Source organism: Streptomyces sp. NPDC007346 (assembly GCF_040703535.1).
GTDB lineage: Bacteria > Actinomycetota > Actinomycetes > Streptomycetales > Streptomycetaceae > Streptomyces.
The window spans coordinates 24034-36701 of the sequence record NZ_JBEYKR010000018.1 but is presented as its reverse complement, the minus strand read 5'-3'; the positions used below and the strand labels follow the sequence as shown (position 1 = coordinate 36701).

Here is a 12668-nt window from a genome sequence, read left to right as displayed (position 1 = left end):
TGCCGGCCCTTGCGCCGCCGGTACGATCCACGGAGTGCCCGACGGTGAGGGGAACCATCTTGAAGCGCACGTCCGCCGCGGCCGCCCTTGCCGCGGCCCTGGCCCTGACCACGGCAGCCTGTAGCGGCGGCAACGGTGGCGACGACGACAAGCCCAGGGCCGCTGCCGCCGACAGCGCGAAGCCGTCCCCGTCCGCCACGTACAACGACCGGCTGCTGGACGAGGGGCAGAAGCGGTTCATGGCCGTCGTATGGAAGTACACGCCCAAGCAGGCCGAGATCTCCGCGATGTCCGCGCAGGAACTCAAGGCCATGACGGACACCTATTCGGGCGAGTGCTCGGGCCGACGGAAGGACCGCGAGCAGTCGTTGAAGGGCTCCCCGACCGGGCAGAAGGTCACCCCGGAGCAGTTCACGGAAGTGCTGAACGCCTGGGACACGCTGTGCGGCATCGAACCGGTCGACCGCGAGGAACTGCTGAAGCACGTCAAGATCTCCAACGGACGCGTCGACCCGGACTTCGGGGGCGGACCGGTGTATCTGTACGACCTCTCGATCACCAACCTCGGCAAGGAGGCGGCTGACTACCGCGTGACCATCGAGGCGTACGACAAGGACGGCGACTTCCTCGGCGACCACGAGGCCTTCGCCGAACGCCTGGGCCCGGACAAGACCAACCGCCAGCCGGAGCAGTTGATCGTCCCGGACGCGGTCTCCAACGGCACCATCGCGGACATCGCCGAGCTCAAGGTCACCGATGTGGAACGCGTCCGCGGCGGCTCCCTGTTCCAGTAGGCCTTGACCGGTGCCCCTTGACCGATGTCCCCCACCCGTGAGTTCGACAGCAGCACCCACCCGGGAGACGCTGACGGAACGCGGCTTCCGTGGGTTTGTGCCGTTCCGCGAACTGGGCGACAGCGGCGTCCCCGCGGAGCCCGGGATCTACGTGGTGCTTCGCACGAGCACGGAGACCCCTTCGTTCCTCTCCCGTAGCCCTGCCGGCCACCTCAAAGGCCGTGACCCATCCGTGACGACCGGCGAGCTGGGTGGCGCCTGGGTCGAGGGCGCCACGGTCATCTACATCGGAAAGGCGTCGGCGGGCAAGGACGGCCGGAGGGGGCTGCGGAAGCGGCTCGACGAGTACCGCCGCCACGGCGCTGGGGGGATGGCCGGCCACTGGGGCGGGCGCTACATCTGGCAGTTGGCGGATGCGGAGGCTCTGCTCGTTGCGTGGCTGCCGACACCTGAGGGAGATCCGGCTGCGGCTGAGGCGGAGCTGATCGCGGAGTTCACGCAGCTCCACGGAGCGCGGCCATTCGCCAACCGGAACAAGGGCGTCGCACCGTCCTGAGACGGTCGCCGCCCTTCTCGAACGTGACCTCCTTCGCCACCGCCTCGTCATCGACGAGACGGCTGAGGCCCGTCATCTGCACTCGCTCCAGCCAGTCCGACAGGGCCAGCGCTTCATCAGAGGTGAGCTTGCATGCATCCGCGCTGCTCGGTCACACGTGGCGCGCGACACTTTTGCAAGCATGTGCTTGCAAAAGTTAGCGGGGGTGTTGCAGTATCGAGTCATGGCATCACTCAACGTCGGCAATCTCGGTGAGTACCTCCGGGAGCAGCGCCGTGCCGCGCAGCTCTCGCTGCGGCAGCTCGCGGATGCCGCCGGGGTGTCGAACCCCTACCTCAGCCAGATCGAGCGTGGTCTGCGCAAGCCCAGTGCGGAAGTGCTCCAGCAGGTCGCCAAGGCGCTGCGGATCTCGGCCGAGACCCTCTACGTACGGGCGGGAATCCTCGACGAGCGGGAGCGGGAGGAGCTGGAGACGCGGGCCGTCATTCTGGCCGATCCGTCGATCAACGAGCGGCAGAAGAACGTCCTGCTGCAGATCTATGACTCCTTCCGCCGCGAGAACGGGTTCGTGCCCGAGGCGGAGGACGGGCCGGGCGGGACGGCCGAGGCCGGCAGGACGTCAGAGGCCGACGAGACCTCTGAGGCCGACAAGGCGGCTGAGGCCGACGAGACAGGCCGGGCCCCCGGTGTGGACGGGACGCTCAAGGCAGATGCCAGGAAAGACGACAACCCTCACAGCTAGCAGCTGGTTCTGATGATCCGGGAGGACCACAGTCATGGCCATCACCGATGACCTGCGCAAGACCCTCACCGACCGCACCCCCCTCTACTTCGCCGCAGGTACGGCCGACCTGGCCGTGCAGCAGGCGCTCAAGGTCCCGGCGCTGATCGAGCAGCTGCGGGCCGAGGCGCCCGAGCGGTTCGAGGCCGTACGCAACACCGACCCCAAGGTCGTGCAGGAGAAGGTGACCACGCAGGCCAAGGAGGCCCAGGCCACCGTGCAGGCGAAGGTCACCGAGGTGTTCGGGGCGCTCGACGCCGCCGACCTGAAGAAGCTGGGCGAGAGCGCTCAGGACCTGGCGCTGCGCGGCGTGGGCATCGCCGCCGAGTACGCGGTCCGGGCCCGGGAGACGTACGAGAAGGTCGCCGAGCACGGCGAGCAGACCGTGCGGACCTGGCGCGGCGAGACGGCCGACGAGATCGTCGAGATCGCCACCGTCGTGGAGGCCGAGCCGAAGGCCGCGACCAGGAGTGAGCCCAAGCCGGCCGCGACGCCCGCCGCCACGGCCAAGAGCGCGCCGGAGCCGGCCGCGGTGAAGCCGGCGGCGGCGAAGCCCGCACCCGCCGTGAAGCCCGCCACTCCGGCCGATGCCAAGGCCACTCCGGCCGACGCCAAGGCCGCGGAGGCCAGGGCCGCCGAGGCGAAGGCCGCGCCCGCGAAGAAGGCCCCTGCCCCGCGCAAGCCCGCCGCCAAGAAGGCCACACCGCCCGCCGGGGAGTGACCCCGAAAACTCCGGCGGCTCCGGCGGCCCGGACGGCTCCGTACACCCCTGCGCTCCGTGCGAAGGAAGAGTGACCGGGGCGCGGGGTGGGCACCTTTACCGGTGGTCGGTTCGTTGTCCCGGTACCTTGGCCGCAGGGCGCTCATCCACTCACTAGGCGGTTCACACCATGTTGCTCTCAGGATTCGGCACACTCCTCCAGCTGCTCTATCTGGGCATGCTGGTGCTGGCCGTGGTCGCCTTCGTCTTCGCGGCGACCGCCCGTGAGGACGCCTACCGTGCCGCCGACAAGAAGAAGAAGTCGTTCTGGCTGATCATTCTCGGCGTCGCCGTCGCCGTGAACCTGCTCATCCCCCTGCTCTTCCTCCAGCTCGCGGGTGTGGTCGCGTCGATCGTGTTCATGGTCGACGTACGGCCCGCGCTCAAGGAGGTCTCGGGCGGGGGCGGCGGTGGCCGCCGGGGCGGTTCCAGCAGCGACGGGCCCTACGGGCCGTACAACGGCGGGCGCTGAGCGTTCGCGGCAGAGGTAGTAGGAGTAGCGGTCGATACGGGGCCGGGGCGCGAGGCGCTCCGGCCCCGTCGCCGTATCCGCTGCGGGTCGCGGCCCAGCAGCAGCACCGCCACGTCGTCCGTCAGCTCGCCGCCGTTCAGCTCCCGCACCTCGGTGACCGCTGCCTCCAGCAGGTCCTCGCCCGCCAGCCCCTGCTCCAGCCGGCTGTTGACCATCGCGACCATGCCGTCCTGGCCGAGCCGCTGACTGCTGCCCGCCCCGACGCGGCCCTCGATCAGCCCGTCCGTGTACATCATCAGGCTCCACTCCCCGCCCAGCTCGACCTGGCGGCGCGGCCACCGGGCGCGCGGCAGCAGCCCGAGCGCCGGCCCGCCGTCCTCGTACGGGAGCAGCCGCGCCGGCCGGCCGTGGCGGGCCAGCAGCGGTGCGGGGTGGCCGGCCAGGCAGAGTCCGGCGCGGCGGCCGTCGGGGGCGATGTCGACGGTGCAGAGCGTCGCGAAGATCTCCTCGCTCTGCCGTTCGTGCTCCAGCACCTCCTGGAGGGTGGTGAGCAGCTGGTCGCCGCAGAGCCCGGCCAGTGTCAGGGCCCGCCAGGCGATCCGCAGCTCGACGCCGAGCGCCGCCTCGTCCGGGCCATGGCCGCAGACGTCGCCGATCATCGCGTGGACCGTGCCGTCCGGGGTGCGCACGGTGTCGTAGAAGTCGCCGCCGAGGAGGGCACGGCTGCGGCCCGGCCGGTAGCGGGCCGCGAAGCTCAGGTCGGAGCCCTCCAGGAGCGGGGTGGGCAGGAGGCCGCGCTCCAGGCGGGCGTTCTCCTGGGCGCGCAGCCCGGACTCCGTCAGCTGGTGCTGGGCGATGTCGGCGCGCTTGCGCTCGACGGCGTACCGGATCGCGCGGCTGAGCACCCGGGCGTCCAGCTCGCCCCGGAAGAGGTAGTCCTGCGCCCCGACGCGTACCGCCTCGGTCGCCAGCTCCGTGTCGTCCTGCGCGGTGAGCACGAGGACCGCGTGGAGCGGGGCGATCCGCAGCACGTGGGTGAGGACCGCCAGCTCGTCGGTCCGGCCGGGGGCGGGCTCCGGCCGGTGTCCGGTGCCGGGCTCGGCGGCTCCCGGTGCCCCGGCTCCCGGCGCCCCGGTTCCGGGTGCGGTGGCTCCCGGTGCGGCGGCTCCCGGCGCTGAGGCGGAGCCGGTCGGCAGGGGCAGCGCGAGGTCCAGCAGGATGCAGTCGACGTCGTCGGTGAGCAGCCGCCCGGCCTCGGTGAGGTTGCGGGCGGTACGGATACGGACCCGGGTGCCGGCCGCTGCCGAGAGCTCGGGTCCCGTGATGCTGCCCGCCGGGTCGTCCTCGATCACCAGGACCGTGAGGTCGGCGCCATGGCTGGTCTCCGCAAGGGGAGAGTCACGTTGCTGCGGTACGGGTTCGGGTATGGGCATCGGTTCGGGTCCTCCCCTCCCCCCGAGGGTGCGGCGGGGCGACGATCGACGCCCCGCCAGTCGGGGACGATAGCGGTCGTCGGCGGGGGAACGGAATGGCGCACGGGGAACGGCCCCTGTCATATGCGCCGTCATAAGCCGCGTCCTGGCACGGATCCGGCGCGATGGGGCGCTCCGGGGGCGGCAAAGAGGCCATGACAAACATCACCCGCGCACGCCGGCGCCCCCGCTCGCCACGTGGTGCCGCGCACGCCGACGCCCCCATTTACCACGTGGCGCCGCTCACGTACCGCGAAGGCTACTTGTCCGGCCGGACCACGCCGAGGATCGTCATCGAGCCCGCGCCCGCCAGCGTGACGTGGCGGCCGGGGCGCGGGGAGTGGACCATCGTGCCGTCGCCGACGTACATCCCGACGTGGCTGGCGTCGGCGTGGTAGATGATCAGGTCGCCGGGGCGCATGTCCCGGATGTCGATGCGCGGGAGCAGCCGCCACTGCTCCTGCGAGGTGCGCGGGATCGGCCGGCCCGCCGCCGCCCAGGCCTTCGAAGTAAGCCCGGAGCAGTCGTACGAGCCGGGGCCCGTGGCCCCCCATACGTACGGCTTGCCGATCTGCGAGGTCGCGAAGGCCACCGCCGCCTTGCCGGCCGCGCTCGTCGCGCCGCTGGTGCTCGGGGTGTCCTGGACGGGGCGGGTGGCGAGCCAGGCGGTCTGCGCCCTGTTCGCGGCTTCCTTCTCCAGCTGGCGGAGCCGGGCGCGCTCCTTCTTCTCCAGCTGCGATTCGAGCTTCTCCGCCGCGGCTATCTGGGCGTTGATCTTCTTCTTGGCCTGGGCCTGCTTGACCCGGTTCGTCTCCAGCTTGTGCCAGTTGGTGCTCGCGTCCTGGGTGTACGTCTCCAGGTCCTCCTGGGTCCGGGTCAGGTCGGCCAGCACCGCCTTGTTCGCCTGCTGGCTCGTGCGGACCTTGTTCACCCCGTCCAGGAAGAGCTTCGGGTCGTCGCTGAGGACCAGCTGGGCTCCGGGCGGCAGGCCGCCGTTGCGGTACTGCTCGCGCGCCTGGGCGCCGGCGCGGTCCTTCAGCTCGGCTATGCGGGTCTGGCCGTCGACGATCGCCTGGGCCAGCTTCACGATCTCGCCGGACTGCTTCTTGGCCTGCTCCTCGGCGAGGTTGTACGCGTCGGTCGCCGCTCCGGCCTTCCGGTAGAGCGTCTCGATCTGCTCGCGGACCTTCTCGAGGTCCTTCTCGGACGAGGGCGGCGCGGCGGGAGAGGCCGGAGAGACAGGAGAGGCCGGGGCGGTGGCGGACGGGGACGGCGACGCGTCCGGCGTCGGCGCGGCCATCGCCTGGGCCGGGACGGTCAGCAGGCCCAGCGCACAGACCAGCGTGATGGCCGCGGCGGCACGGTGGCGTCGGTTCACGAGCTCCCCCTCCAGGCTGAATCTCCGGGCCGGTCTCCGGGTCCAGACAGGACAACAATCAAGACAAAAGCAACGGAAGCCGGATAGTGGACATCTGACTTACCATCAGTAACGTTCACGTGACGTCGCGATCGTGCCATGTCGTCCCGTAAAGCAACAGAGGCAGTCGGCGCCTGGGCCGGTACCTGACGCGCCCTCTCCCCACCCCAGGGACGAACAACGCACCCGTGACGTTCCCCCGAAGAGCATACTTTCGCCCGGTCAGGGGGATGAACGGGCGAATGTACGGCCAGGAACCGTTCAGCGGCGCTCGGGCCGCAGGGCGTCCCAGGCCACGGTGGCCTCGCCCTGCCGCCACCGCCGTACGCCGTCCGTCACCGGCCAGTCGGCCGACAGCGCCCGCACCGCCGCGATCCAGCGCTGCCGGGCGCCGAGCGAGGCGTACGGGGAGGCCGTGGCCCAGGCCCGGTCGAAGTCGCGCAGGAACGCGTGGACCGGCTCGCCCGGGACGTTGCGGTGGATCAGCGCCTTCGGGAGGCGCTCCGCGAGGTCGGAGGGGCGCTCCAGCGAACCGAGCCGGGTCGCGAAGGTGACCGTGCGCGGCCCCTCGGGCCCCAGCGCCACCCAGACGTGGCGGCGCCCGATCTCGTCGCAGGTCCCCTCCACCAGGAGCCCGTCGGGGGCGAGCCGGGAGCACAGCCGGGCCCAGACCTCGGCGACCTGGTCCTCGTCGTACTGGCGCAGCACGTTCGCCGCACGGATCAGCGTCGGCCGCGCCTCCAGCGGGATCTCGAAGCCGCCGTGGACGAAGGTGAGCCCCTCGCGCTCGTACGGTTTCGCCGCGGCGACCCGCTCCGGGTCGATCTCGATGCCCGCCACGGCGGTGCGGGGCTCGGCGGTACGCAGCCGGGCCAGGAGCTCGACGGCGGTCCAGGGCGCGGCCCCGTACCCGAGGTCGACGGCCACGGGGGCGTCGGCGCGGCGCAGGGCCGGGCCGTGCACGGCGGCGATCCAGCGGTCCATGCGGCGCAGCCGGTTCGGGTTGGTGGTCCCGCGGGTGGCGGTGCCGATGGGGCGCTGGCGCATGCGGTGAGCGTATGCGACGGGTGAGGGGCGGGGGCGCGGGCGCCTGTGGGTAGGGGGAGGGCGCCTGCGGGTGGAGGGCGCGGGCATCTGCGGGTGGAGGAAGGGTTCCGCGAGCGGGAGCAAGGATTCCGCGAGTGGGGGAGGGCACCCGCAGGTGAGGTGGGGGCACCCGGTCCGCCCAGGCGCGGCACCGCCCCCACCGTTTCCGTAATGATTTGGTAAAGCGGAAATGAAAGCCGGAATTCCGCTGTTCTCGCCCTTCGGAGGGCCCCGCTCCCCTTCGAGGCATGCCCCGAGTGGGCCCCTGAGTGAGGAGGACCGACGACGTGAGCCAGTACGTCTCCCGGCTCGGTTCCGCCCGGCCCGGCCCCCGCATCAGGTTCCCCGGCGGCTTCCCCGGGTCCTCCCGCAAGCCGCGCCGGATCGCGATGCTCTCCGTGCACACCTCCCCGCTGCACCAGCCCGGCACGGGCGACGCGGGCGGGATGAACGTCTACATCGTCGAGCTGGCCAAGCGCCTCGCCGCGATCGGCATCGAGGTGGAGATCTTCACCCGGGCCACCACCGGCTCGCTGCGCCCCGCGGTCGAGCTGGCCCCCGGCGTCCTGGTGCGGCACGTCGACGCCGGGCCGTACGAGGGGCTCGCCAAGGAGGACCTGCCCGCCCAGCTCTGCGCCTTCACCCACGGCGTGATGCAGGCCTGGGCCGGTCAGCGCCCCGGCTACTACGACCTCGTGCACTCCCACTACTGGCTCTCCGGCCAGGTCGGCTGGCTTGCCGCCCAGCGCTGGGGCGTCCCGCTCGTGCACGCCATGCACACCATGGCCAAGGTCAAGAACGCCGCGCTCGCCGAGGGCGACACCCCCGAGCCGGCCGCCCGCGTCATCGGCGAGACCCAGATCGTGCACGCCTCCGACCGGCTGATCGCCAACACCGCCGAGGAGGCCGACGAACTCGTCCGCTTCTACGAGGCCGACCCCTCCGCCGTCGCCGTCGTGCACCCGGGCGTCAATCTGGACCGCTTCCGCCCGGCCGACGGCCGCGCCGCCGCGCGGGCCCGCCTGGGGCTGCCGCAGGACGCGCTGATCCCGCTGTTCGCGGGCCGCATCCAGCCGCTGAAGGCCCCGGACGTGCTGCTGCGCGCGGTGGCCGTACTCCTGGACCGGGACCCGTCCCTGCGCTCCCGCATCGTCGTGCCGGTCGTCGGCGGGCCCAGCGGCAGCGGGCTCGCCAAGCCCGAGGGGCTCCAGAAGCTGGCGGCCCGGCTGGGCATCGCCGACGTCGTACGGTTCCACCCGCCGGTGGGCCAGGACCAGCTGGCGGACTGGTTCCGGGCCGCGTCGGTGCTGGTCATGCCCTCGTACAGCGAGTCCTTCGGCCTGGTCGCCATCGAGGCCCAGGCGGCCGGTACGCCGGTGGTCGCGGCGGCGGTGGGCGGGCTGCCGGTGGCGGTACGGGACGAGGCCAGCGGCTTCCTCATACCCGGCCACGCCCCGGAGGCGTACGCCCGCGCACTGGAACGGTTCGCGGACACGCCGGAGCTGGTCGAGCGCATGGGCGCGGCGGCCGCCGCGCACGCGCAGTCCTTCGGCTGGGACACGGCCGCCTCGGCGACGGCCGACGTGTACACGGCGGCGCTGACCGACCACCGCCGCCGGGCCCGTACGCACCACGGCTGAGCCCGCCCCGCGGTCCCGGTGTCCCCCATCCGCGCCTGCTGCCCCGCGCGTGGGGCTGACGTACGCTCGCAGCATGGCTGACGTACCCGATGGAACAGCAGCGGCCCAGGTCATCGAGGCGACGCTGAACGAGGCCGGGCTCGCCTGGGAGAGCCCCGCACCCGGCAATTACGTGGTGACACTGCCGGGCACCCGCAAGCTGTCGACGACCTGCTCGCTCATCGTCGGCAAGCACTCCCTCTCCCTCAACGCCTTCGTCGTCCGCCACCCGGACGAGAACGAGGCCGAGGTGCACCGCTGGCTCCTGGAGCGCAACCTCCGCCTCTTCGGGCTGAGTTACGCGATCGACTCGCTCGGCGACGTCTACCTGGCCGGCAAGCTGCCGCTCTCGGTGATCACCCCCGAGGAGCTGGACCGGCTGCTCGGCACGGTGCTGGAGGCGGCCGACGAATCGTTCAACACCCTCCTCGAACTGGGCTTCGCGAGCTCGATCCGCAAGGAGTACGCGTGGCGGGTCTCGCGTGGCGAGTCGACGCGCAACCTCGACGCGTTCAGCCACCTGATCGAGCGCTCGTCCGGCGACTGACGACTGGCGACGGACGACTGGCGACTGCCGACGGGCGACGGGCGACGGGCGCTGTGCGGTGATGCCGCCCACACAGCGCGTTCACAGAATGATCACATCCGAATTACGATCACGAGTGGGGGTCATCGTGTGGATCTTCGCTCATAGGTTCGATCGTAAAGTGTGATCACTGCGACGGCCCGTCCCAGACGGCCTCGAAGTGCCGCACGGGGGAAGGGCGGTTGCTCCCCGAACCGAGAGAAGAACCATGCGCGCCACTGCCGTACGCCGTACCGCCCTCGCCGCCTGCGCGGTCTCCCTGGCCCTGCTGGCCACGGCCTGCGGCGGCTCGTCCGACTCCGACGCGGGCGACGGGAAGAACGACAAGGGCGGCGCCACGAGCGGGAGCAGCTCGGCCCCGAAGGCCTCGGCCGAGGCGCTCAGCGCCGCCGAGCTGGAGGCCGCGTCGCTGGCGCAGGGTGACGTCGAGGGCCACAAGGTCGCCAAGGCGGGCCCGGACGATGAGGTTCCGGCGGACGGCCTGAAGGCCGACAAGGAGGCCTGCCTGCCGGTCGTCCACGCCATGTTCGGTGTGGCGGCGGACGGTTCGAAGGCCACCACCAAGCGCAAGGTGGTCACCGACCCGGCGAAGGGCGCCAAGAAGTCGATCGAGGACCTGACGGACGGCGAGGGCGAAGCCGCCCTGGAGGCCGCCTTCGACCTGACGTCCACCTTCGTCGCGCTGAACTCGTACGAGGGGACGGCGGGCGCGGACGCGTACGCCGCGGTGAAGAAGGCCGCGGCGGAGTGCGCGGGCGGCTTCACCGCCACGGTCGCGGGCGACGAGCAGAAGGTCGTCTCGATCACCGAGGAGAAGGTCACCGGCGGCGACGAGGCGGCGGCCTGGACGGTCACGGCCGAGGAGGACGGCGCGAAGGCCCCGTTCAAGCTGGTGGCGCTCCGCAAGGAGGGCACCGTGGCGACGTTCTTCTCCTTCAACCTGGCGGCGGGCCGGGACGGCGGCGCGAAGTTCACCGTGCCGACGGAGGTCGTGGCGGCCCAGGCGAAGAAGCTCGGCTGACCGGCCCCGCTGCCGCACCCCCTGCCCCGGCGCGTCGGCGTCAGGGCAGGGGTACGAGCCGTACGACGGTGACGGTCAGCACGGACCGGGAGACGTAGTAGAGGACGATGGCCCCGGAGACGGTCGCCTCGCGGCGGTCCCGCTCGCTCTTGACGGCGGAGGAGGCGTGCCCGTACGGCTCCCTGCCCAGGGTGCGGGCCATCTCGTCCCGGAAGGACTGCCCGTCGCGCATCTTGGCCAGGGTGTCGTCGGCGGGCGGCGCGTAGGAGATGCGGAAGCTCAAGCGACGCTCCGCCTCTCGGCCTCGTCCTGCGCCAGCCGGTCCAGGATCCGTTCGGCCTCGGGATCGGGAACGGCCTCCAGCATCCAGTGGCGCATGACGGCCTGGATCTCGTGGACACCGGCCCCGTTGATCGCGAGGTCGAACTCCTCGCGTCTCTCCTCGGGCAGCGCGGCCCGGATGTCCGGGATGCTGTTGGGCACCTCGACCTCGGTACCGCCGACGAAGGTCTTCAGAGACTCGCCCATGATCGCTCTCCCCGATCTCCTTGCCCTTGGCCCATGCTCCTCGGTGCCGCCCCGACTGGGGGCTGGGGCGCGTCCGGCGGATCAGGGCCGGACATGCCCTAAGGGGTCACCGTAGTGCGTGCGGCCGGGAGTTCGGCGGGCGGGAGTGCAACCGGTGTACGACCGAGACGTGTCCGTGCCGTGCGCCGGCGGCGGGCCCGGGAGCGGAGCCCGGTAGCCCCGGCGCAGTCGAGCACGCCCCGGCGTCCTTCGTTGCTCCACCCGGCGGGCCGGCGGCCCCAAATGCGTCGACAGGGTTCCGGGCGCCCCGGCACAGTGGTCGACCATGACGAGTAGTGAAGTCTGGAACCGTGCGACCGCCGACCGCTACGACGCCGAGGAGGCGGAGAACTCCTCCGCCGCCGTCCTCGGCCCCGCCCTCTCCTTCCTCGCCGGGCTCGCCGGGTCCGGGCGGGCCCTGGAGTTCGCCATCGGGACCGGGCGCGTGGGCGTGCCGCTCCGGGAGCGCGGGGTGCCGGTGGTGGGCATCGAACTGTCCGAGCCCATGGCGGAGGTGCTGCGGGGCAAGGTGGACGAGGAGACCCCCCCGGTGGTCATCGGGGACATGGCGACCACCGTCGTCCCCGGTGAGTTCACCCTGGTCTACCTCGTCTACAACACCATCTCGAACCTGCTGACCCAGGACGAACAGGTCGAGTGCTTCCGCAACGCCGCACGTCACCTGGGGCCCGGCGGCCGCTTCGTCATCGAGCTGGGCGTCCCGCCGCTGCGGTCCCTGCCGCCCGGCCAGGTCGCGGTGCCGTTCGACGTATCCGAACGGCATCTCGGCTTCGACACCTTCGACCTGGTCGAGCAGGTTCTCGTCTCGCACCACTTCACCCGGGACGGCGAGGACGGCCGCTACCGTCGCGGCAACTCCCGGCACCGGTACGCCTGGCCGGCGGAGCTCGACCTGATGGCCCGCATCGCCGGGCTCGAACTGGAGCGCCGCGTCGCTGACTGGGACGGAGCACCGTTCACCCAGGACTCCGGCAAGCACATCTCCGTCTGGCGCAAGCCGGTCTGAGGCGCCCGCCTCTCCACCTCCTGACCTTCCCGCCTCCCCCCTCACCGCGATGTCGCTCGCGAGGGCCGTGACGGCCCGTCTCAACTCGTCCAGGAGCACCCTCCGTAGGGGAATCCTGGGTGGCGGGCCGGCGCTCGGCCGGGCCGTCGACCGGGAGGGGACCCCGCATGTCTCGAAGCGGACTGAGTCGCCGCGAACGTCTGGCCCTGTGGGGGGTGCTGCTGGGCAGCGCCGTCACGGCCGTGGTCGGAGCGGTGGCCGACGGGGTCATCAGGTGGATGCTCCCGTGAGCCGCCGGCCGGCGGGCGGTGGGCGGCGACGGTCGGGCGCCGCCGGAACGGTCCGCACGGAACGATCGCCACGCGCGCCCCGTACGGGTACGCCACGCGCGCCCCGTACGCGTAAGCCACGTACGCGTAAGTCACCTACGCCACGCACGTGTACGCCACG

General features: G+C 71.9%; 15 protein-coding genes. 10 read left to right on the top strand and 5 right to left on the bottom strand.

Annotated elements, in window-relative coordinates; translation table 11 throughout:
* Positions 1-59 precede the first annotated feature (59 nt).
* The 5 genes from AB0917_RS08350 to AB0917_RS08330 all read left to right on the top strand — a co-directional run bounded on the left by AB0917_RS08350 (position 60) and on the right by AB0917_RS08330 (position 3363).
* The gene (locus tag AB0917_RS08350) at positions 60-794 is read left to right on the top strand and encodes a hypothetical protein (RefSeq protein WP_366818701.1); all 735 of its coding nucleotides are present in this window, start codon (positions 60-62) and stop codon (positions 792-794) included.
* 232 nt (positions 795-1026) lie between these two features.
* Complete coding sequence (locus tag AB0917_RS08345) at positions 1027-1350, top strand: hypothetical protein (protein ID WP_366818700.1); 324 nt, start codon at positions 1027-1029, stop codon at positions 1348-1350.
* A gap of 223 nt (positions 1351-1573) precedes the next feature.
* Complete coding sequence (locus AB0917_RS08340; protein ID WP_366818699.1) at positions 1574-2092, top strand: helix-turn-helix transcriptional regulator; 519 nt, start codon at positions 1574-1576, stop codon at positions 2090-2092.
* A gap of 34 nt (positions 2093-2126) precedes the next feature.
* Positions 2127-2852: a hypothetical protein gene (locus tag AB0917_RS08335; protein ID WP_366818698.1), complete on the top strand. Its 726-nt coding sequence runs from the start codon at positions 2127-2129 to the stop codon at positions 2850-2852.
* Between the two features lie 169 nt (positions 2853-3021).
* Positions 3022-3363, top strand: coding sequence for a DUF2516 family protein (locus tag AB0917_RS08330; RefSeq protein ID WP_366818697.1), 342 nt, complete (start codon positions 3022-3024; stop codon positions 3361-3363).
* Here the strand turns inward: AB0917_RS08330 and AB0917_RS08325 are convergent.
* The 3 genes from AB0917_RS08325 to AB0917_RS08315 all read right to left on the bottom strand — a co-directional run bounded on the left by AB0917_RS08325 (position 3336) and on the right by AB0917_RS08315 (position 7299).
* Positions 3336-4790, bottom strand: coding sequence for a SpoIIE family protein phosphatase (locus tag AB0917_RS08325; protein ID WP_366818729.1), 1455 nt, complete (start codon positions 4788-4790; stop codon positions 3336-3338). The genes AB0917_RS08330 and AB0917_RS08325 overlap by 28 nt on opposite strands.
* A 304-nt stretch (positions 4791-5094) precedes the next feature.
* Positions 5095-6213: an NlpC/P60 family protein gene (locus tag AB0917_RS08320; RefSeq protein WP_366818696.1), complete on the bottom strand. Its 1119-nt coding sequence runs from the start codon at positions 6211-6213 to the stop codon at positions 5095-5097.
* Between the two features lie 300 nt (positions 6214-6513).
* Positions 6514-7299 (bottom strand): class I SAM-dependent methyltransferase, encoded by a 786-nt coding sequence (locus AB0917_RS08315; RefSeq protein WP_366818695.1) that lies wholly within the window; start codon positions 7297-7299, stop codon positions 6514-6516.
* A 326-nt stretch (positions 7300-7625) separates the two neighbouring features.
* Here AB0917_RS08315 and mshA point away from each other — a divergent pair, with 326 nt between their 5' ends.
* The 3 genes from mshA to AB0917_RS08300 all read left to right on the top strand — a co-directional run bounded on the left by mshA (position 7626) and on the right by AB0917_RS08300 (position 10624).
* Positions 7626-8978: a D-inositol-3-phosphate glycosyltransferase gene (gene mshA / locus AB0917_RS08310; protein WP_366818694.1), complete on the top strand. Its 1353-nt coding sequence runs from the start codon at positions 7626-7628 to the stop codon at positions 8976-8978.
* 73 nt (positions 8979-9051) lie between these two features.
* A complete protein-coding gene (locus AB0917_RS08305) occupies positions 9052-9564 on the top strand; it encodes a YbjN domain-containing protein (protein ID WP_366818693.1) in 513 nt (170 codons plus the stop codon).
* Between the two features lie 247 nt (positions 9565-9811).
* Positions 9812-10624 carry a hypothetical protein gene (locus AB0917_RS08300; protein WP_366818692.1) on the top strand — a complete coding sequence of 271 codons (813 nt, stop codon included), beginning with the start codon at positions 9812-9814 and terminating at the stop codon, positions 10622-10624.
* 40 nt (positions 10625-10664) lie between these two features.
* Here AB0917_RS08300 and AB0917_RS08295 read toward each other — a convergent pair whose 3' ends face one another.
* Both AB0917_RS08295 and AB0917_RS08290 read right to left on the bottom strand, forming a co-directional pair.
* Positions 10665-10907, bottom strand: coding sequence for a hypothetical protein (locus AB0917_RS08295; protein ID WP_018511077.1), 243 nt, complete (start codon positions 10905-10907; stop codon positions 10665-10667).
* Positions 10904-11152 (bottom strand): hypothetical protein, encoded by a 249-nt coding sequence (locus AB0917_RS08290; RefSeq protein WP_366818691.1) that lies wholly within the window; start codon positions 11150-11152, stop codon positions 10904-10906. The genes AB0917_RS08295 and AB0917_RS08290 overlap by 4 nt, the downstream gene beginning before the upstream one ends.
* Before the next feature lie 325 nt (positions 11153-11477).
* Here AB0917_RS08290 and AB0917_RS08285 point away from each other — a divergent pair, with 325 nt between their 5' ends.
* Positions 11478-12218, top strand: a complete 741-nt coding sequence (locus tag AB0917_RS08285; RefSeq protein ID WP_366818690.1) for a class I SAM-dependent methyltransferase — start codon at positions 11478-11480, stop codon at positions 12216-12218.
* Between the two features lie 167 nt (positions 12219-12385).
* Positions 12386-12508, top strand: a complete 123-nt coding sequence (locus AB0917_RS08280; RefSeq protein ID WP_366818689.1) for a hypothetical protein — start codon at positions 12386-12388, stop codon at positions 12506-12508.
* The last annotated feature ends 160 nt before the right edge of the window (positions 12509-12668 follow it).